The following is an 18,950-nucleotide window of genomic DNA, read 5'->3' as shown; positions in this document are numbered from 1 at the left end:
CCCACCAAACTTTGAGAGACTCTTTTACGAAGGCAGCTACAACAAGCCGTACAAAAAGGACCTGTTCTCCACATCACAGTGGAGACAGGTCCTCTTGCGTTTGTTTTTTTCGTCAAGGCAAATCCACCAATACAAATTCAGCCGTCTCGCTGCCTGTACCTGTAATTTGCAGATCACAGCTTTTGCGGATTCGTGCAGCATCACCCGGCTTGAGATTGAAATTGCCGTCTGAACATACAATCTCGATATGGCCACTAATCAGGAAGAGATGTGTACGCCTATCTTCATGTTGAGGGTACATTAATTTTTGACCGGATTCCAGATGGGATAGATAACAAGTTACATCCTGTGAAATAGGCAATGCTCCCTCGGCTCCTTCTCCCCCTTGCCCCGATACAATCGGACAAAGACGGTTCAGATGCTCCTGAGCCTCTACACGACGATTAGTATACGAGGGCTTCAACATGCGCTGGGATGGCAGGAACCACATCTGTAGAAAGCGTACCGGTTCATCCTCTGACGGGTTAGTCTCTGAATGCTCTACGCCAGTGCCCGCACTCATGACCTGAACTGTTCCCGGTTCCAACAATTGCTCCGTTCCCATGCTATCCGTATGTTTCAACGTACCTGATATGACATAACTAACAATCTCCAAGTCATGATGTGGATGTCGCTTAAAGCCTTCCTGCGGCATCAGTGTGTTGTCATTATGAGCCAGAAGACAACCAAAATGGGCATTGCTTGGATCATCATAGTCCGCAAAGGAAAAGCTGAATTCACTGTGTATCCAACCTCGATCCGACGTGTGCCTTTCTTCCGATGTCACTACTTTAATCATGTTCATCCACCTCCAAGGGTTTAGAGCTGCCGCACTTTCGCAGCAGTTCTTGCGTGTATATTTAGAATTCTATAGATCAATACCAGTTGGTATGTCATCTTTACCCGTGGTCCGGGAATTCTAATCACGCCCCTTGCATATGGTTATACGCTTTCTTCAGGTGAGTGAAGCTTGAATTCGATCTCTGCCCGCCCTACGACTTTACCTGCGTCGTTCCGAATGTCAGGTGGATATACTTCTGCCAGTCGCTCGATGGTTTTTTGATTGCTGTAGCCAATCTGCTCCAGAATGGATTGGGCAATATAGGCCCATTCTTCTTCCGAACCATCAAGCACTTTGAACGTAATTCCGAGGCGTTCCTTTTTCAGGGCAAAACCAAATACACCCTTGAAGCCACCTTTGGCTACAATGTTGCTGTCTTCAAGCAGCACGGAATCCACACGCTGCGTTCCTCCTACCATTAACGGATATTCGTTCATGGCTCCAGTAATGGTCTCTACCGCCGAACGTGTAGATGGGTCCTCGATCAGATCCGGGCAAGCCAGCTTCAGATATGCGTTCGACAAAGCCGATAACGGCAACGAAAATACCGGAAAGCCGCAGCCATCCGTCCCAAGTTTAATCTCTTTCTGTTCAATCCCTGCCATATAGGCCATGGTCTCAAGAATTTCACGCTGTACCGGATGTTCTGGTTCTGCATAACTTCCCAAATCGGCCTGTTTCATCTGAGTGTATGCGAGAACGCCCAGATGTTTACCGGAGCAGTTGTGGAGAATACGACGCTTCTCTCCTTGAGATCGTAGCCATTGATTTCGGCTTTCTTCATTGAGGGGGTAACTCGGTGCGCAAATCAAGCACTCTTCACCCAACCCTATTTTGCTTTCTATCTGCTCCAACACCTGAATATGCATCGGCTCCGAACGGTGTGAGGAAGACATAATGGCAATCTCCTGAGCTGTCAGACCGTAATGCCCAGCAATACCAGCACGAATTCCCGGAATGGCCTGAAAGGGCTTGGCAGATGAACGGGTAAACGCTCTAAAATGCGGATCTCCGGCTGAATATACAACATTGCCGTTCTCATCCGTAATGCTTATGTGTCCGTAATGGGCGCATTCCATAACGCCCGCACGGTATTCTTTAATTAACAGGGCACTCTCCATGCGAGTTCTCTCCTTTATACTCCCGAATTCATCTCTGCTTTGCGTCACGACGCCGCATGGGATATCTTAAATAGTATAGTACAAAAGCGACGTTTTTACAGTTTTTTCGACAGACATTTCGGGTAATCCTTTATCAATCTTTATCTACCTACTACCATTACTGAAGGAGATACTTATTTATGCTGCGCAAAACGCAATTACCCACTTCCGGGTTAGCTCGCAAAACTTCAGTACGTCCACTGCTCAACTGGGCTGGTGTCGGAATTATAGCCAGCGTTTCGGTCGTCTTCTTGCTGGCGGCTCTGGGAGCGTTGCTGGGTAACGATGTTATCCTTTCATTGGATGACAGGATCCAGCAGTTATTTTATCTGAACTCAGATTCACGTCTTCATCTGTTGCCTTTCATTTCATTCATTACTGCGCTCGGTTCTTTCAGACTTTCTGCCATGGCAGCTATCGGTTTTTCAATTCTTTTCTTGTGGCAGCGTCGTCCCCGTTGCCTCATATATGGTTATGCGTTACTCAGCAGTTTTGCCATGATGTGGATTCTCAACACCTTATTGAAGGAAATATTCAGGCGTAGTAGACCTGAGCTGGAACATCTGCTGGTTGTTCATGGATATAGTTTTCCAAGTGGTCATGCGATGATCTCGATGGGGTTTTATGGCATGCTCTTTGTCATCTGGGCGATTGAACGACATCAACGTATGTCTGGAGTTGCACTGCCTGTCATTTGCGGAATCACATTTATATTTCTGGTCGGCCTCAGCCGCATCATGCTGGGTGTACATTTTCCAACCGACGTTTTCACCGGATTTGCTGCAGGACTGGCTTGGATCTTCTGTATGATTAAAGGGATTCAACGTTCCGTCTGAATTGTACTATCCTATAATTTCCAGTATAGATCTCCCTACATTGATTGTTTCACCTGGAAGCACGGCGTTTATATACGAAGTAAGCAAACGCGAACAGACACCATCCTACATCAAGTACAAAGGAGGCGGTTGTTATGTGGGGTATTATTATCAGCATTGTGATGGCAGTCATTATCGGTGTAATCGGTGATGCACTTGCCGGTCATAACATGCCTGGAGGAATTATCGGTGCAATGGTTGCCGGATTTGCCGGAGCCTGGCTGGGAGCACTCTTGCTTGGTAACTGGGGACCGGTCATCGGTAACTTTGCCGTAATTCCTGCTATCATTGGAACAGCAGTCTTTGTCTTTTTGCTGGGGCTTGTGTCCAGACTGTTCAGACAGGCTGCCTGATCGGTGCAACAAGGTGTTCGTTGTTTCGTATTCGTTTCTTAAATTTGAAGAAGGAGTGATTTGACATGAATAAAGCAGAAGAACAATATCCTGTACAAAGCGGTTCCACTTTCGCCAAAGGTATTTTCATCGGAGGTTTGCTGGGAGCAGCAGCAGCACTACTCTTTGCCCCTAAACCAGGACGCGAATTGCGTGATGACCTTTCCGAGAAAGTGGGGATCGTTACAGATCGCACAAAAGAAGTTGCAGCGGTTGTCGGTGATAAAGCTTCCGAACTGGCTAAAACGGTCTCTTCCAAAACTTCTGATATTGCAAAAACGGTAAACCAAGGCCGTAATGACGTTATGGACTCCGTAAGAAAAGCTTCCGCTGATGTAGCGAATGAAGCATCCAAAGCGTCGGACGAAGTGGCTACCGCTTCTGTAGAAGCGAAGGAAGATGCACGTAAAGAATTGAACTCGACCAGCCTGTAAGGCTTTGGATCGAGTGACCAATAGCCAGCTGTATTCCAGCTGGCTATTTTTTATCCACGGCGAGATTAAAGGAGGAAGAACATGAGTAAAGTCACAATGAACGGCAATACGCCCATAACCGGAGGAAAACCCGCACAACAGTATGATACAACAGAACACCCTTTTGAATTGCGACATGAGGTCAAACGTCTGAATACTCGTCTGGATCAGATTGCAGACAGTTTGGAAAAATCTCAAATCAAGGATATTATCGAAAACTACAGCAGTCCCAAAAAACGTATCATTACCAACTTCACCGCTGGTATGGCACGTGGTTTGGGTTTGACGGTAGGGACCTTCGTCGTTCTTGGTCTGCTCGCTTTTATTCTCAGTCAATTCGTGAACATGCCAATTGTAGGACAATATATTGCTGACTTACTGGGATACATTGAAGATTATAAAAAATAAAAGGCACAGGGTGAGGCTGACAAAGTCATCGCCTTCGTTTGCCATTGGCATGCTTCTCTGTTTCTTTGGCCGACGGCTGGGAAGACTTCACTTTGAGCAGATCCCCTGTCCAGCCCTTCATCATCATCCATACATACATGCCGATCATGCTAATGATTATAAGCGCAAGGACGAGTACAACACCCCATGTTTTGTCGATCCAAGGCAGATTCTCGAAGTTCATTCCCCATATGGCTCCTGCAGCCGTTGCGGGCGTGAATACCGAGGTTACAAGGGTCAGTGTCTTCATAATCTCATTGCCCCGCACCCCTGAAATGGCATTATCGATGGAGATCAATGTATCAATCTCTGTCTCATAATGTTTGAACAAACGCTCCATCCGTTCGATCCGGTGCTGGAGCTGCTGGAAAAAGCGATTCTCTTTCAATTCATCCAGGTAGGCTTCCCTGGCAGCAGCCATCAATTCGGAATACGGAATGAACAGGTTACTCCAATACAGCAGCTCAAATCTAGCCGCAAGAATCTGATCCATCAACGTGCGTGCATTGCGGGATTCCATCGTCCGCTCCAAATCCCTCAGGTTCATCTCAAAATGGTCCATACCCACATGGTAATAATGCAATATCGCGCGAAAGAGCACAAACATGCCGTCCCTTGCTTCACTGCACTGTTGTAACATGGCTGCACGTTCACCTGTATTCATAATACCTCTGGTATTATCATCTACATTCAAGGTAACCAGTCTTTCTTGATCCACGTAGAAAAACATCTGATTATCTTTACGTGGATCGTTTCTTTCATTCTTGACCGCATATAATAATGACCCGAATATCACGGGCTCCGTGCCGTTCATGAAGCGGACGGACAGGTAGTTGGACTCTACCTCCGGTATTTTGCGAAGCCAGTACTGCATTTCTGGAAATGCGTTCGTCAGTTCCTCCAAGGCATCAGCCATACTCTCCTGATCAGGTGCAACCCAATCCCACCACTCCCAATGGTCTGAGTAGGTAAGCTTGTCCCGACGCGCTTCCAGCTTGACTTTATCCACAATCACAAACATCCACTCCTGCATTCATACTGTTCATTAGAAAATCATTGATCCCAAAAAAAGGACACGTATGCATTCCATTGGAATCACGTGTCCTTCTCTATGCCGTGCTCAATATCGTCACCGATCTACATCTCATAATAATGAAGCATTCGACATAATCTGTTTTAATTTCTCAGTGGCTCGCTTTTGGATACGAGATACACTCATTTGGGATACTCCCAATTTCTGAGCAATTGCCCGCTGCGACTGACCATCCTGAAATGCCAAAATAAGCACTTTTTGTTCCTGTTCCTTCAATTGTCCCAATGCCTGCTGCAAGTCCATCCGCTTCTCAACCGAATCGAAGTCATTCACATCAGAACTGATTAGTTCGCCCAAAGTGGCTGCACTCTCATCCTGTGATAGCGGAGAATCCAGTGACACATAGTGGTAACATTCCCGACCAGCCAAGACTTCGATGGTTTCCTCAGGGGTTAAATCCAGGTATTCAGCAATCTCGTTCACACCTGGTGAACGCTCCAGCTTCACTGTCAATTCATCAATGGCATGCTGGACAAGTGCTCCCTTTTCCTTAATTCTACGGGGCACCTGAATATACCAGGACTTGTCCCTTAAATAATTCTTCATATGACCGATCATGCTCTTCATGGCATAAGGTTCAAACGGAATACCCAGATTAATATCGTATTGCTTGAGCAAACGAATTAGGGCCATCTGCCCGGTCTGATACAAATCCTCGTACAGATCGGGTCGGTTCCGCGCAATTTTACCTGCTGCCATCTTCACCATCGGTTCATATTTGCGGATAAGAACTGTTGCAATTTCGTTATCCTGGGTTTGCTGGTATTCCCAGATCAAACCTATTGCTTCAGACATGGACTCTGGGGGAGTCACTTTTTCATTCATACTTTCTCCTCACTTCTTGCAAGACGTTTTACGAGTACTACTTTCGTACCTTTGCCCGTCTCACTTTCCACACTGACATCGTCCATCAGAGCTTGCATCAGGTAAAATCCAAGTCCACCGATTTGGGCATCTGTCAGTTCTTTGTCATGAAGGCCTGCACGGGATACCGCCGGGTTAATGTTCTCGAAGCTGGCTCCTTCATCTTTGACGGTAATAGCCAGCGTGTCATTATCCACTTCGAACACAACCTCAACCATGCCGCCTTCGTGTGAGTAAGCATACAGTACAGAGTTATTACAGGCCTCGGATACAGCAACCTTCATATCCTCAATGTCCTCATAAGAAAATCCCATTTTGGACGCAACACCATAAAGATTGAGTCTTACAATATCAACGTAATCAGCTGTCGCCGGTAAATTAAGGGTGACTCTTTGAACTTCTGCATTCATTCCTTTTTCGATCCTTTCCTATTGGGAATTCTTCTGTGAGACAAAGAATTTGGCAATACCCGTCATATCAAAAAGTTTCTGAATTTGCGCAGGAACTTCCTGTACTTCAAAGCGAGCTTCCATTCCATGCCGTGCTTTCAGAACAGATAACAGGATACCAATCCCTGTACTATCGATGTACTTCAAGTCTTGCATGTTAATAATCAAATCTTGTTCCTTGTTGTCCACAAGCGGCTCCATCACTAAACGGAATTCAGGAGCAACCGACAAATCCAGTTCGCCAGTCAGATACACCGTGCACACGCCATCAAGTGTTTCTGTTCTTGCATTGAATTTTTCATTTTTATTTGTATTCATTAGACATCTCTCTCCTGATCAATGGTTTCTTTACCTAATAACCCATCTACAGCACATATGAAACAGTAATCGAATTAGCAAATATTTCAATTCGCCTGATTTATGGCCGATGCGTTGGATTTGAACCCTTGTCTTTCTTCCTGAAATCGGGACAACTTCTGTTTCACATTGCCCATTTTCACAGGTTTACTGATGTAATCGTCCATACCTACAGTGGAACATCGCTGCTGAATACCATCCATGACATTGGCGGTCATCGCTACAATAATTGGCTGCTGGTCTTGAGGAAGGCTCTCACGAATTCTGCGAGTACACTCCAATCCATCCATCACGGGCATTTGCAAATCCATAAATATATAATCATAATTGCGATTCGCCAAAACCATCTCCAGCGCCTTCTTGCCATCTTCGGCGATATCTGCGACGAGTCCAAGCTTGCCCAGCATAATAGACATTAGTTTCTGATTAATAGGATGATCATCGACGATTAATACGCTTGGATGCATTTCATAATTTTTTTTAATGTCCGTAAGCTGATCTTCCCCCATACCTGTGGTCAGCTCAGTCTCGACATACCGCTGCGCTTGAATGGTAAATACAAACGTAGCACCACGCAGCTCCGACGTATCCAGATATATCTTTCCACCCATCATTTCAACGAGCGTTTTGCATATAGCCAGCCCCAGACCCGTTCCACCATACTTACGCGTCATGGATGTATCCAGTTGGGAAAACGGCTGGAACAGACGATCAACTTTGTCTGGCGCTATGCCTATCCCTGTATCTTTTACAGCAAACTCCAGCGTCATTCGCCCGTCTTTTTCCTCATTAACGGATACGATCAGATACACGCCGCCATGGTCCGTGAACTTGATGGCATTGGCAATCAGATTCAATAAAACCTGGCGCAGCCTTGCCATATCTCCATAGATCAGTTCGGGTACCGAATCTTCCAGGAAATATTCCAGCTCAATATTCTTTTTGCCAGCTTCAACCGCGAAGAGTCTCAGTACTTCACGTATACAGGACACAAGTTCGAACGGATGCTCTTCCAGCTCCATTTTGCCGGATTCCATCTTGGTGAAATCGAGGATATCGTTAATCACCGTAACGAGTGCATCGGCACTACGACGTACAATGTCCGCGTATTCCTTCTGATCTTCCTTCAGATCCGTTTCCATCAACAGATCAACCATACCGATAACGCCATTCATCGGCGTACGAATCTCATGACTCATCATGGCAAGGAACTCGGTCTTCGCATTTGCAGCAATTTCCGCTTCCTCTTTGGCCTGAACGAGCTGCTGGTTCATTTTCTCCAGTTCCTGCGTCTTCTGATGCAGCAGCATCGTCTGTGTTTTCAAACGTTTATTCGTGATAAACATTTCTACAAAGCCCTCGATTTTGGATTTCAAAATTTGAGGGATAAACGGCTTGACCATATAATCAATGGCTCCTGCGGAATAACCTGCAAATAAGTGCTCTGCCTCTCTGCTATTTGCAGAGATGAAAATAATCGGCACGTCCTTGGACTTGTCACGCGCCTTGATTAACTTTGCTGTCTCAATTCCGTCCATCCCAGGCATCTGCACATCCAGCACAATGACCGCAAATTCGTCTTTCAGCAAACAGCGAAGTGCCTCTTCCCCGGAGGTTGCCTTGACGAGCTTGTACTGTTCCGATTCCAGAACCGCTTCGAGAGCGAGCAGGTTCTCGGGGCGGTCATCTACCAATAATATGTGGATTGGTTCATTGAGCCCCATGACTAAGCTTAACCCCCTATTTAATCTTCCGGTATATTTTTTCCGTCCGGTCTAACGGCTCGTAGGCATCGCTGAATTCCGTAAAATGTATCGATTCTTTAGATCCCAGAACAAGGATGCCGAAGTGGCTCAAACTTTCATGAAAAAGTCCGTGCACATGGTTTCGCAATTCATCATTGAAATAAATCATGACATTGCGGCAAAAAATCACATTAAACTCGTTAAATGACCGGTCTGTTGCCAAATTATGTTCGGCAAAAATAATATTTTTCCGTAAATAAGGATGAAATATAACGGAATTATATTTCGCAGTGTAATACTCCGAGAAAGCGCGGGTGCCCCCGGCTTCCAGATAATTTGTAGTATATAATTTCATTTTCTCAATGCCATATACGCCTTCCTTGGCCTGCTGCAATGAGCGATCATTCATATCTGTTGCGTATATTCTTGCCTTGTCGTATAGTCCTTCCTCATGCAGCATAATCGCCATGGAATAGACTTCCTCTCCTGTAGAACAGCCAGCATGCCATATCCGGATGTATGGATAAGTCCTCAGTACAGGAATAATCTGTTCCCGAAAGAACCGAAACAAGGTTGGATCACGAAACATTTCTGTTACAGGGATGGACAGATTCTGTACAAAACGATCAAATGCAGAACGGTCATGAAGCACTTTTTCCTGTAAACCTGAAATGGTCTTTAGTCCTTCGGCATGTACATAATGCCAGATTCTACGTCTTAACGACGGTAACGCGTAGTTCCTGAAATCATATCCATATAAACGGTGCATACCTTCCAATAGCAACTCGATCTCGATCAGTTCACGCTCTTCATCTTGCGGCATGCGGATCGATTCTGCCTCCGCCTCGGTAGGTTCCCACGGTGTCATATCTTCTCTCCACTTCTTCATTTGTTACTTGCGTAATAGATGTATTGTCCTTCATTACCCAAACTATCGGGTTACGAATACAGCCATACCCGCATTAGGGATAACAATTGATCCGTTTGGATCGGTTTTTTTACATAATCGGACGCTCCAGCCTCGATACACTTGCCACGATCCTCTTTCATGGCTTTTGCGGTTAAGGCGATAATTGGCAATTTTTCAAACTTCGGTATCTGTCTGATCCGTGTCATGGCCTCATAACCGTCCATCTCCGGCATCATCATATCCATTAATACTAGATCAATCTCCGGGTTCTTATCCAGAATCTCCAGAGCTTCACGGCCGTTCTCCGCAAATGTCACATCCATGCGATAGCCTTCAAGCACGCTTGAAAGGGCAAATACATTACGGATGTCATCATCTACTAGCAATATTTTCTTGCCTTCAAACAAGGTTTCCTTATTATGCAGCTTCTGCAGAATTCGACGCTTGTCTTCCGGCAGGTTAGCTTCTACCCGGTGCAAGAACAAGGTCGTCTCATCGAGCAGACGTTCAGGTGACTTCACGTCTTTGATAATAATGGACTCCGCATATTTGCGAAGCTTCATCTCTTCTTTGCTGTCCAGCTCTTTGCCTGTATAGATAATGATCGGAAGATCATTCAAGTACTGATCGTCCCGAATCTGGTCAAGCAGCTCGAATCCGGTCATATCTGTCAGCATCAAGTCCAGAACCATGCAATCATAGCGTTGACTATGCAATTCATTCAAGGCCTCACTGCCAGTGGAGACTGCTGTGATTGCAACATCATCGTGGCCAATCAGTTCAATGATGGCTTTCCGCTGTATTTCATCATCTTCCACAATCAATAGGCGTTTCAATTGATTCTCTGTATAGGATTCGATATGCGAGAAAGCTTTATCCAGCGAATCTTTACTGGAAGGTTTTTTCAGATAAGCAATGGCTCCCATCATCAAACCTTGTTTCATATCATCAATAACTGAGATGACATGTACCGGGATATGACGTGTGGCCGAGCTGCTTTTCAACTCACCCAGAATCGCCCAGCCATCCATCACAGGCAACTGGATATCGAGGATAATCGCATCCGGCAAATATTGACGGGCCATTTCGAGTCCTATGTCTCCCTGAAGCGCCACAATAGCCTTAAATCCTCTGCCTCTCGCCATATCCATCAAAATGTGCGCAAAATTCACATCGTCCTCAATGATGAGGAGAATCTTGTCACCTTCCAAGAGGTTTTCCTGATCATCCTCCAATTGTACAGGTACAGGGGAGTCGGATTGAGGCAGCTCCATAATTGAAATGCTTTCCGTATCAGGTGTCAGCAAGCTCTGTCTGCCTGAACGCATCGTCTGTGAGTCTCTTCCGAAGTTTTCAATCTCAGAAGTAGCAGCGGCTTCTCTTGCTACATCGTCCACCTGAACCTCCTCTTCGTGATTATCCGGCAGGAACAAGGTAAAGCTACTGCCCACACCTTCGGAAGACTCTACCTGAATAGCTCCTCCAAGCAGGCGGGCAAGTTCGCGACTTATGGACAATCCCAGACCCGTTCCACCATATTTGCGGCTGGTTGTACCGTCCACCTGCTGGAATGCTTCAAAGATCAGATCCGTCTTGTCCGATGGAATTCCAATCCCGGTATCCTTCACGGTGAAGCCTACATATTCCTGGTTCGTATTCAGGTACCCAGGAAGCTCTTCCATTTTCATCTTCCGCCCAATCAGGCTTACAGATCCACGGTTCGTAAACTTGAACGCGTTCGACAACAGATTCCGCAAAATTTGCTTGACGCGGTGGCTGTCGGTATATACCCATTCCGGCAAATTGCTGTCGAACTCAATGTTCAGGTTGAGTTCTTTTTTATTCGCCATTGGACCAAAATTTTGTTGAACAAAGCTGGTCAGTTCTTCCATTCGCACCGTTTCGTAATTGATATCCATTTTGCCTGCATCCACCTTGGACAGATCCAAAATTTCATCAATCATTTTCAGCAAGTCCGCACCGGACATATAGATGGTCTGCGCATATTCCTGCTGTTTAACACTCAGGTTTCCATCCTTATTCTCCGATAACAATTGGGACAGAATCAGAAGACTGTTAAGTGGTGTGCGCAATTCATGCGACATATTTGCCAAAAATTCTGACTTGTACTTACTCGTCATCGACAATTGCATGGCTTGCTGTTCCAACTGAGTTTTGGTTTTCTCAATCTCGTCGTTCTTCTCTTCCACTTCACGTACCTGTTCTTCCAGTGCACGAGTCTTGGCAATCAGCTCAGTATTGAAGTGCTCCAATTCTTCCTGTTGACGCTGTAACAGCTCTTCAGAACGTTTGAGAGCTCCCGTCTGTTCTTCCAGATTCTCATTCGAACGGCGCAGCTCCTCTTGCTGTGTCTGTAGCTCTTCGGATTGCACCTGCAATTCCTCAGTGAGCGCCTGGGATTCACGCAGCAATTCCTCCACCCGCAAACGACGACGAACGTTGTTAAGAATAACGCCCAAATTCATAATCAGTTGTGAGAACAACTGTGTATGCAGATTCGTGAACCCTTCAAACGAAGCCAATTCGACAACGCCAATCAGTTCATCCTCAAATACGACAGGATAGATCATCACACCAGAAGCACGCGATGATCCCGTTGCTGATCCGATGTTCACATAATCCTCTGGAGTTTTTTCCAGAATGATTGGTGTCATATCCAATGCGGCTTGACCAATTAACCCCTCGCCGATACGGTAAACCTCTTTGCCAACATCTTCATTTTCTTCAAACGCATAAGCCCCATAACGTCTCAGTTCGTCTGGATGTTTCTCTTCATCGATCAGGTATACGACACCTAGTTGAGCTCCAAGCACAGGTGTAAATTCGCTGATAAACATCTGCGAGATCTGACGAATCGACCCTATACCCCGCAACAATTCTGGAACTCTAGCAATGTTCGAACTCATCCAATTCTGATCTTGCTGTGCTTGTAAATAAGCTTTCTCGACTTCCAGTTTTTCTTCCAAATCATTGGATACATCCTTGAACACACTGGCAATCTGACCAATCTCGTCGGTAGACTTCACCTGTATGCGGCGAATGGTTCGATAACGCCCTTTGCCAAAACTGGTAATCATCATGGACACGGTATTCAGACCGCGTGTAATACTTGGCAGCACCCACATAATGACACCCAACGCGAGTAGTAATCCGGCAATCATGATGGCTACTGTAATTTGTACCGCGCGCATATAGGCTGCGTTCGCATCCTTAATCTCGGTATCTATCTCCTGGTCCTGATAACGGGATAGGGCATTCAGGCTGTCTACAGCTTCCTTTTGCACTGCCAAACCGATTGAGTTCCGGTAGTTATTGGCATCCTCTGCCCGATTCTGAGACATCAAACTGACCTGTCTTTCAGCATAAGCATTATAAGCTTCCCAGGCCGTATTCACACGATCCACCAGTTGATGCTCTGGTGCGCTGTCCGCCCGATCCCGCACTTCCTCAAGGTAGCCTTCGCCTTTTTTCTGCATCTCCTTCAAATCGCCGTCTGCAGCACTTATCGAATTGTTGGGATTCAGCAACAAGTTAGCCAGCACTTTGGCTATATCATTGACCTCTCCACGTGCAGCAGAAGTATATCTGACTTTGAGGTATCGCTCCTGATACATCTGATCGATCTGTTTATTGCTGCTGTTCAGCCGTTCGTAACTCACAAACGTAAGCACAATCATAATGGCCATCAGAGCTGTAAAGCCAATCAGCAGTTTATTTCTGATCTTCATTCAGCTTCGACCCCTTTATTTAAGGTAATCCATACCAAACATTTATCATCATCCCGCTCCTGCGGAATCTCATCATCGAAGAACAACGCCTGCATGGCCGCTTCATCCCACTGATGGGAACCCGCCAGTTTTTCCTTCAAAAATGCCTGCTGCATTTCCTGATCACCCTGGACGGCTTCAGTCAAACCATCCGTATAAAGGGCGATATGCCCCTCGCCTTCATAGTGAATGGTCTGTGGTTCAATATCCATCTTGTCGAACAGGCCTACAGGACAGCAGACGCTGTCAAGCGTTGTCACACTTCCGTCCTGGCGGAAAAAGAGTGCTGGCGGGTGACCCGCGTTAACATAATCAATTCGCTTCATTCGTGTATCTACGACCAGATATATCGCTGTAAAATAGTACTGCACCAGCTGTTTTTCCAGATGCAACTGATTAAAGCGACGATTCAGCTCCTGAATAACCTTCTCCGGGTCTACATACGTTGTAACGGTGTCTTTCAGCACGGAAGCAATGAACATGGTAAATAGGGATGAAGATATCCCATGCCCCATCATATCCAGCAATAGGACTCCATATCTGCCTTCACCAAGCGGGTACCACGAATACAGATCACCCGCAAGTTCAAACGAAGGTTTGTAAATAGCATTAACGTGGAACAATGGATCTTCAATAGCAGGGCTTAACACAGCATTCTGTACCATAGCCGCAAGTTTCAGTTCATCCTGAATCCGCTGATCCCGCTCTTTATGCCAATCCTTCTCTTGTTTCAGACGAAGCGCAAGACGGATTCTAGCCATCAGTTCGACTTTGTTAATAGGTTTGGTCACATAATCGGATGCACCTGCATCCAGCGCCTCAGCCAATTTCTTGGAATCTCCAATCGCGGTTACCATAATAATGGGTATATCCTTGAGATTTTCAAATTTCTGCACAATACTGCATGCTTCGATTCCATCCATCTCTGGCATCATCATATCTAGCAAAATCAGGTCAATATCCGACGGCTTGGGACGAAGTTCATTGTTTTCCTCACCTATCCCAAGGACTTCAAACATCTCCATGGCAGAACTTGCCGTTACAATGTCACGATAGTTTTCTTTTTTCAGAATTTCTCGAATGATAATGACATTCGTCGGATTGTCGTCAACAATAAGTATTCTCATTTCTATCTCCTTATCTGTGGCGTCCGGGTTTGTCGATTCTTATCAGGTCATCTAACAACCTTAATTATACAATTTTCGCATACAACACAGCGGTAGACATAATAATTCCTAGTATAACTATAATCGTATTATCAAAAAACTTCTATCAGTAAATGGCACCATCGCAGGAGAATTCACCCGCTTGTTACCCTGTTTTTGCTGCGTCCTGATCCCGCTTCCAAACTTGCAAAAACATAGATAAGGAATGGGGATATCCCCATTCCTTATCTATGTTTTTGGTTAAGCATTCTGCGTCATTAACTTGAAAGCTCTTTTGAATGATGCAAAATACTTGGTTCTGAAGCTTGTCCATTCTCAGAAGGCTCCAGCTTACGTGTTTGTATCGGCTAAGCTATTCTTTCTTTTTGGCAATCACAAGTACTTTGCCTTTATCGAGTTCACTCTCGTAAAAATCTGCCTCAGCTTCGGTGAAGCCCATCGAAACAATTTTGGCCCGGAGTTCATCACCGCGGGAGCGGAACAGATTCGCCAAGGAATCAAATACGCCTTCTTCCTTGATGCCAATCTCTTTGGCATCTGCCGTATCGGCAATCCGATCTGTACGATCCTTTTCATGGGCTAGAACGAAGATATGATCAGCAAGGTATCCGGTAATCTGCAATTCTTTCACCGCTTCTACCGCTTGGACTCCGTTTTCTACCACTTTTGCATAAGCTTGCGCATTGGTTGAATTCATCGTTTCCACTCTCCTCTGATTATTCTTCTTTATCGAGCTACTTAGTATATAACCATACGATATCGGGTTGAAACGTTTCTGGATTAACCAATCCTAGGAAACCGATTCATCAAAGAGGTCTATTCCTTCAATATGATTGGAACCTGGCTTCATATATACTTTCAGCGCCTGACTTCCTCGAAGAAATACTTCTCCATCCTCTGCTACATAATACGGCTTGCCCAAAATATCTCGAATGGCCTCAATATTCATATCAATCCATTCCTGATTAAGCTTCAGACGTTTCTCGGAAGCATCAATATGCACATAATTGACCACTCCTGTATCTTCGCAGAGCCCAACCGTTACATCTTTGAATTGATACTCAGGGCAACCCAGGTATGGATCAAGTTCCTTATGAACCGGTTTGCCTTTATTGGCTAAAATATCATTTATGCTGTCATCCAGAGAAATGTCATTCAGAGTCCGAAAGTGCTGGACAGGTCCGGATCGATCAGCAGCCAGAATGATCTCTGGTGTCTCCTCTTCCACTACCGTCCATTGCATATCATGAGCAGCGGGTACCGCTGCCGGTTGAACGGAAAAGGGAGAAATTACGCTAAACATAACAAGCAGTAGTTTCATCATGATTCTCACCCTTTCATCAGGTTCATCACCGCTCTGAAGACTTCTATTCATTACAAAACGGTCATGCTATTTCCGCATACGTTGCCATACATTAGCGGCTACATCCACATATTTCAGCCAGCCTTTTCCGCCTTTGGCATCATCATGATATGTAGCTTCATAGGATTGCAGTGTCCGATCTGTCGGTGTAGCAGGCGGCGTCTGTACTACATTCGCTACTTCTGAACGTTTGTTCTGTTCAGTGCTGCTGCGTTTCGTCTGAAACTTGGCCATCAAAGTGGATGACACCTGCTTTGCTGCTTCCGTCACTTCGTTCAGCACTTCACCCAGATTCTGTACAGATTCCATAACAGGATCAATTTGTTTCATTTTGTGCTGCACATCAACTGTAATATCATTGGCATGCCTTACCGTCTGTTTAACTTCATAACTAAGCTCATCAATGGTCTTCTGAACTTCCTGCAGTGTCTGTGACACATTGTCGAGTGAACCCTGAGCGGACTTCAAGGTACGAATTAAAAAGAATACAAGTACTGCAAATGCAATTGCAATTAAAGCCACACTAATTTGATAGATCATAAAAGAACCTCACTTTCCAGTATAAATCGGTTTTGTTATTGCTTAGTTACCCGACCCATTCCGAGGCGAAACAAATAGGATATGAACTGTAAAAACAACTCCTCCTGGTAAAATATCGCAATGTTTCAACCCTAAAGGCCTCGGTTAAAGAACAACTACACACGGCAGTGAGACGAACACTTCTCGCTACCAAGTTCTATAAACGAAAGGATGATACACATGTTGAAATGGTCGGTACTATTTCTAATTATTGCTCTTGTTGCAGGTATTTTCGGATTCTTCGGTATTGTTGAAGCAGCTGCTTCGATTGCCAAAGTACTCTTCTTCATCTTTGTTGTACTGTTCGTCATCTCCCTGATTACGGGACGCAGTCGAATGCGATGAATAGGGCTTCCCAATTATGAACAGCACTCGATACATACAAAAGCCTATCGCGCTTGCAAAAGCCGGTAGGCTTTTGTGCGTTCATAATATCTTTTTTTGCAACAATTCTTCCCCAAGCACATTACGACTTCTCTCTATTATGTATTACGCTCCCTTCTGGTCTATTCATCGCTTCTCCCCGATTACATCATAAAAACAGGACCATTATGACATAGCCAACCCGGTTTTCTCCCACCGAAGTATGATATTTACAGGCTCTCCTTATACCCACATATGCTCCAGTTGACACTGGAGAATCCAAGAAAATATTGTTATAATTTGTGATTCACAAGTGAGCTTGCTTGGTTACTTTTAACACAGGACAACAAACTACATACCTAACCGAGGAGGAAAAACAAATGAAAAAAATCGTAAGTTTTGCCGCTGCTCTGACTTTGATGGGATCCATGGCTGCTGCCGCAGGTGCTGAGGAAGCGGTTACCGGAACGGTAGCTCCAGAAACAGGAACTCCTTCAACCACAACAACGCCAGCTGTTGAAGTGAACAAACCTGCTGTAGACACTGTAGAAGGCACAGCTGAGACCGTAACTGGCACAACAGTAGACACAACGGGTACAGAAGGTACTTCAACGACTACTGAAACAACAACTTCAACAAAGGATGACAAAATCTTTGATGAGCCTGTTGTGAAAGCAGGAGATGAGGTTCTGGTCCCTACAATGCTGCTCAACCTGTTGGAGCGCACATGGTTCTACGATGCACCTAATGGCAAACCAATCGGTGCACTGGGTTCCCAAGTCATTGATACGACAGGTGAAGTTGTAGATGGATTCGATGGTGGTCAATGGGTACAAGTGTATACATGGAAAGGTAAAGCTTGGATCCACGTTGCTATTCAATAGTATCGTATAATCGTTCTAACGATAAGTAAAGAGGACAGCACGCAGGCAGCGGCTGTCCTCTTATCATTTGAAAATGCGCTTATTTCCGGTTTGTCCCTACCCATTTCAAGGACTTTCCGTCGTTCCTTCTTCCATCTTCGGCTCCACATGCACATGTACGTGCATAATGTTATGTGAACGTTTCAAGCGCTCTTCGACCCGGTCACAGATCTGATGACCTTCGATCAGGCTCAGTCCTCCATCCACCTCAATAACCACATCCACCAGTACATGACTGCCGTGCACACGCGCCTTCACGTCCTTGATCATTTCCACACCAGGAACCCGCGCCACAGAGGATCTTAGGTCTGTCAGTTCTTTCTGATCAAATCCGTCTGTCAGACGATGTGTTGAATCACGGAAAATCTCCCAAGCTGTTTTACAAATCAACAGACCTACAGCAATTGCAGCTACTTTGTCCAACCAAGGAAGGCCAAATTGTGCACCGATGATCCCGATCGCAGCCCCTATGCTGACCCAGGCATCCGAACGATTATCTTTGGCCGCAGCCATCAGGGCCTGACTGTTAATTTGTTTGGCAAGACGATGATTGTAACGATATACGCCCAGCATTACCAGCGCACAGACAACGGCAACTGCTGCTGACCACAGATTTGGTGCTACAAAGTTTCCTTCATACCAGGAACGAACTGCTTCAACCAATACCTGCAGGCCAACCATGGCCATAATAAATGAAGCAATTAGGGCAGCGACTGTTTCCGCTCTAAAGTGACCATAGGCATGATCGGAATCAGGTGGCTTCTGGGATATGCGAAGTCCGATCAATACAGCAACCGACGCAACAATATCTGTAAGGTTATTAAAACCATCCGCCAGCAAAGCGCTGGAAGCAAACAAATATCCGCAGATCAATTTAAAAGCAGACAAGACCAGATAGGCCACAATACTGACCCAAGCCCCGCGCTCTCCTTTGCGTATTTCTTCGTAGGCGTTCAAACCGGGCGACACTCCTTTAACGTTTCGTATTACGGTTGTTCCATGTTACCAAATGCGTACTGTGTGGGTCTATAGAAACAGTGTTGCCAAGCTGCATTGCTGTAGGGAAGCCGAAACAAAGTTGCCAGACCGCAGGGCTGTAGGTGAAGAGAAAAAATGTTGGCTC

Annotated in this window: 21 protein-coding genes; 6 read left to right on the top strand and 15 right to left on the bottom strand. The window is 45.5% G+C overall.

Translation table 11 applies throughout. The features are described from left to right. Positions 1-112 precede the first annotated feature (112 nt). Together BLV50_RS29085 and BLV50_RS29080 are read right to left on the bottom strand one after the other, a co-directional pair. Positions 113-838: a pirin family protein gene (locus tag BLV50_RS29085; RefSeq protein WP_063566607.1), complete on the bottom strand. Its 726-nt coding sequence runs from the start codon at positions 836-838 to the stop codon at positions 113-115. A gap of 143 nt (positions 839-981) precedes the next feature. Beyond that, positions 982-2,001: an asparaginase gene (locus BLV50_RS29080; RefSeq protein ID WP_090811401.1), complete on the bottom strand. Its 1,020-nt coding sequence runs from the start codon at positions 1,999-2,001 to the stop codon at positions 982-984. A gap of 179 nt (positions 2,002-2,180) precedes the next feature. Here BLV50_RS29080 and BLV50_RS29075 point away from each other — a divergent pair, with 179 nt between their 5' ends. From BLV50_RS29075 to BLV50_RS29060, 4 genes are all read left to right on the top strand, one after another. Continuing rightward, a complete protein-coding gene (locus tag BLV50_RS29075; RefSeq protein ID WP_090811399.1) occupies positions 2,181-2,876 on the top strand; it encodes a phosphatase PAP2 family protein in 696 nt (231 codons plus the stop codon). A 134-nt stretch (positions 2,877-3,010) separates the two neighbouring features. Beyond that, a complete protein-coding gene (locus BLV50_RS29070) occupies positions 3,011-3,268 on the top strand; it encodes a GlsB/YeaQ/YmgE family stress response membrane protein (RefSeq protein ID WP_063566604.1) in 258 nt (85 codons plus the stop codon). A gap of 65 nt (positions 3,269-3,333) precedes the next feature. After that, the gene (locus BLV50_RS29065) at positions 3,334-3,741 is read left to right on the top strand and encodes a YtxH domain-containing protein (RefSeq protein ID WP_063566603.1); all 408 of its coding nucleotides are present in this window, start codon (positions 3,334-3,336) and stop codon (positions 3,739-3,741) included. Between the two features lie 81 nt (positions 3,742-3,822). After that, positions 3,823-4,188 carry a DUF5665 domain-containing protein gene (locus BLV50_RS29060; RefSeq protein WP_082935221.1) on the top strand — a complete coding sequence of 122 codons (366 nt, stop codon included), beginning with the start codon at positions 3,823-3,825 and terminating at the stop codon, positions 4,186-4,188. A gap of 25 nt (positions 4,189-4,213) precedes the next feature. Here BLV50_RS29060 and BLV50_RS29055 read toward each other — a convergent pair whose 3' ends face one another. The 12 genes from BLV50_RS29055 to BLV50_RS29005 form a co-directional block, all read right to left on the bottom strand. Further along, complete coding sequence (locus BLV50_RS29055; protein WP_240321509.1) at positions 4,214-5,242, bottom strand: magnesium transporter CorA family protein; 1,029 nt, start codon at positions 5,240-5,242, stop codon at positions 4,214-4,216. Between the two features lie 129 nt (positions 5,243-5,371). Then, positions 5,372-6,145, bottom strand: a complete 774-nt coding sequence (locus tag BLV50_RS29050; protein WP_024631358.1) for a sigma-70 family RNA polymerase sigma factor — start codon at positions 6,143-6,145, stop codon at positions 5,372-5,374. Next, positions 6,142-6,594 (bottom strand): anti-sigma B factor RsbW, encoded by a 453-nt coding sequence (gene rsbW, locus BLV50_RS29045; RefSeq protein WP_063566601.1) that lies wholly within the window; start codon positions 6,592-6,594, stop codon positions 6,142-6,144. The genes BLV50_RS29050 and rsbW overlap by 4 nt, the downstream gene beginning before the upstream one ends. A gap of 18 nt (positions 6,595-6,612) precedes the next feature. After that, entirely contained in the window at positions 6,613-6,951 is a 339-nt protein-coding gene (locus tag BLV50_RS29040; protein WP_063566600.1) for an STAS domain-containing protein, read from the bottom strand. An 86-nt stretch (positions 6,952-7,037) separates the two neighbouring features. Continuing rightward, complete coding sequence (locus BLV50_RS29035; protein ID WP_072735551.1) at positions 7,038-8,714, bottom strand: response regulator; 1,677 nt, start codon at positions 8,712-8,714, stop codon at positions 7,038-7,040. A 16-nt stretch (positions 8,715-8,730) separates the two neighbouring features. After that, complete coding sequence (locus tag BLV50_RS29030) at positions 8,731-9,603, bottom strand: CheR family methyltransferase (RefSeq protein ID WP_063566598.1); 873 nt, start codon at positions 9,601-9,603, stop codon at positions 8,731-8,733. 71 nt (positions 9,604-9,674) lie between these two features. Continuing rightward, positions 9,675-13,394, bottom strand: a complete 3,720-nt coding sequence (locus tag BLV50_RS29025) for a response regulator (RefSeq protein ID WP_090811397.1) — start codon at positions 13,392-13,394, stop codon at positions 9,675-9,677. Then, on the bottom strand, positions 13,391-14,560 hold the full coding sequence (locus BLV50_RS29020; RefSeq protein ID WP_063566596.1) for a PP2C family protein-serine/threonine phosphatase: 1,170 nt from the start codon (positions 14,558-14,560) through the stop codon (positions 13,391-13,393). The genes BLV50_RS29025 and BLV50_RS29020 overlap by 4 nt, the downstream gene beginning before the upstream one ends. 184 nt (positions 14,561-14,744) lie before the next feature. Further along, positions 14,745-14,912, bottom strand: a complete 168-nt coding sequence (locus BLV50_RS33240; protein WP_218135449.1) for a hypothetical protein — start codon at positions 14,910-14,912, stop codon at positions 14,745-14,747. A 39-nt stretch (positions 14,913-14,951) separates the two neighbouring features. Further along, positions 14,952-15,296 carry a YflT domain-containing protein gene (locus BLV50_RS29015; protein ID WP_064640589.1) on the bottom strand — a complete coding sequence of 115 codons (345 nt, stop codon included), beginning with the start codon at positions 15,294-15,296 and terminating at the stop codon, positions 14,952-14,954. Positions 15,297-15,389: 93 nt separating this feature from the next. Then, a complete protein-coding gene (locus tag BLV50_RS29010) occupies positions 15,390-15,923 on the bottom strand; it encodes a hypothetical protein (protein ID WP_090811395.1) in 534 nt (177 codons plus the stop codon). Positions 15,924-15,989: 66 nt separating this feature from the next. Beyond that, positions 15,990-16,502, bottom strand: a complete 513-nt coding sequence (locus BLV50_RS29005; protein WP_063566593.1) for a DUF948 domain-containing protein — start codon at positions 16,500-16,502, stop codon at positions 15,990-15,992. A 219-nt stretch (positions 16,503-16,721) separates the two neighbouring features. Here BLV50_RS29005 and BLV50_RS29000 point away from each other — a divergent pair, with 219 nt between their 5' ends. Next, on the top strand, positions 16,722-16,886 hold the full coding sequence (locus BLV50_RS29000; RefSeq protein WP_017692264.1) for a DUF1328 domain-containing protein: 165 nt from the start codon (positions 16,722-16,724) through the stop codon (positions 16,884-16,886). A gap of 398 nt (positions 16,887-17,284) precedes the next feature. Then, entirely contained in the window at positions 17,285-17,788 is a 504-nt protein-coding gene (locus tag BLV50_RS28995) for a hypothetical protein (RefSeq protein ID WP_090811393.1), read from the top strand. Between the two features lie 105 nt (positions 17,789-17,893). Here BLV50_RS28995 and BLV50_RS28990 read toward each other — a convergent pair whose 3' ends face one another. Further along, positions 17,894-18,784 (bottom strand): cation diffusion facilitator family transporter, encoded by an 891-nt coding sequence (locus tag BLV50_RS28990; protein WP_063566592.1) that lies wholly within the window; start codon positions 18,782-18,784, stop codon positions 17,894-17,896. Positions 18,785-18,950 lie beyond the last annotated feature (166 nt).

Source organism: Paenibacillus sp. 276b, assembly GCF_900107875.1.
In the GTDB taxonomy this organism is placed as follows: domain Bacteria; phylum Bacillota; class Bacilli; order Paenibacillales; family Paenibacillaceae; genus Paenibacillus; species Paenibacillus marchantiae.
The sequence above is the reverse complement of the archived record's forward strand: the minus strand, read 5'-3'. Positions and strand labels throughout refer to the sequence as shown.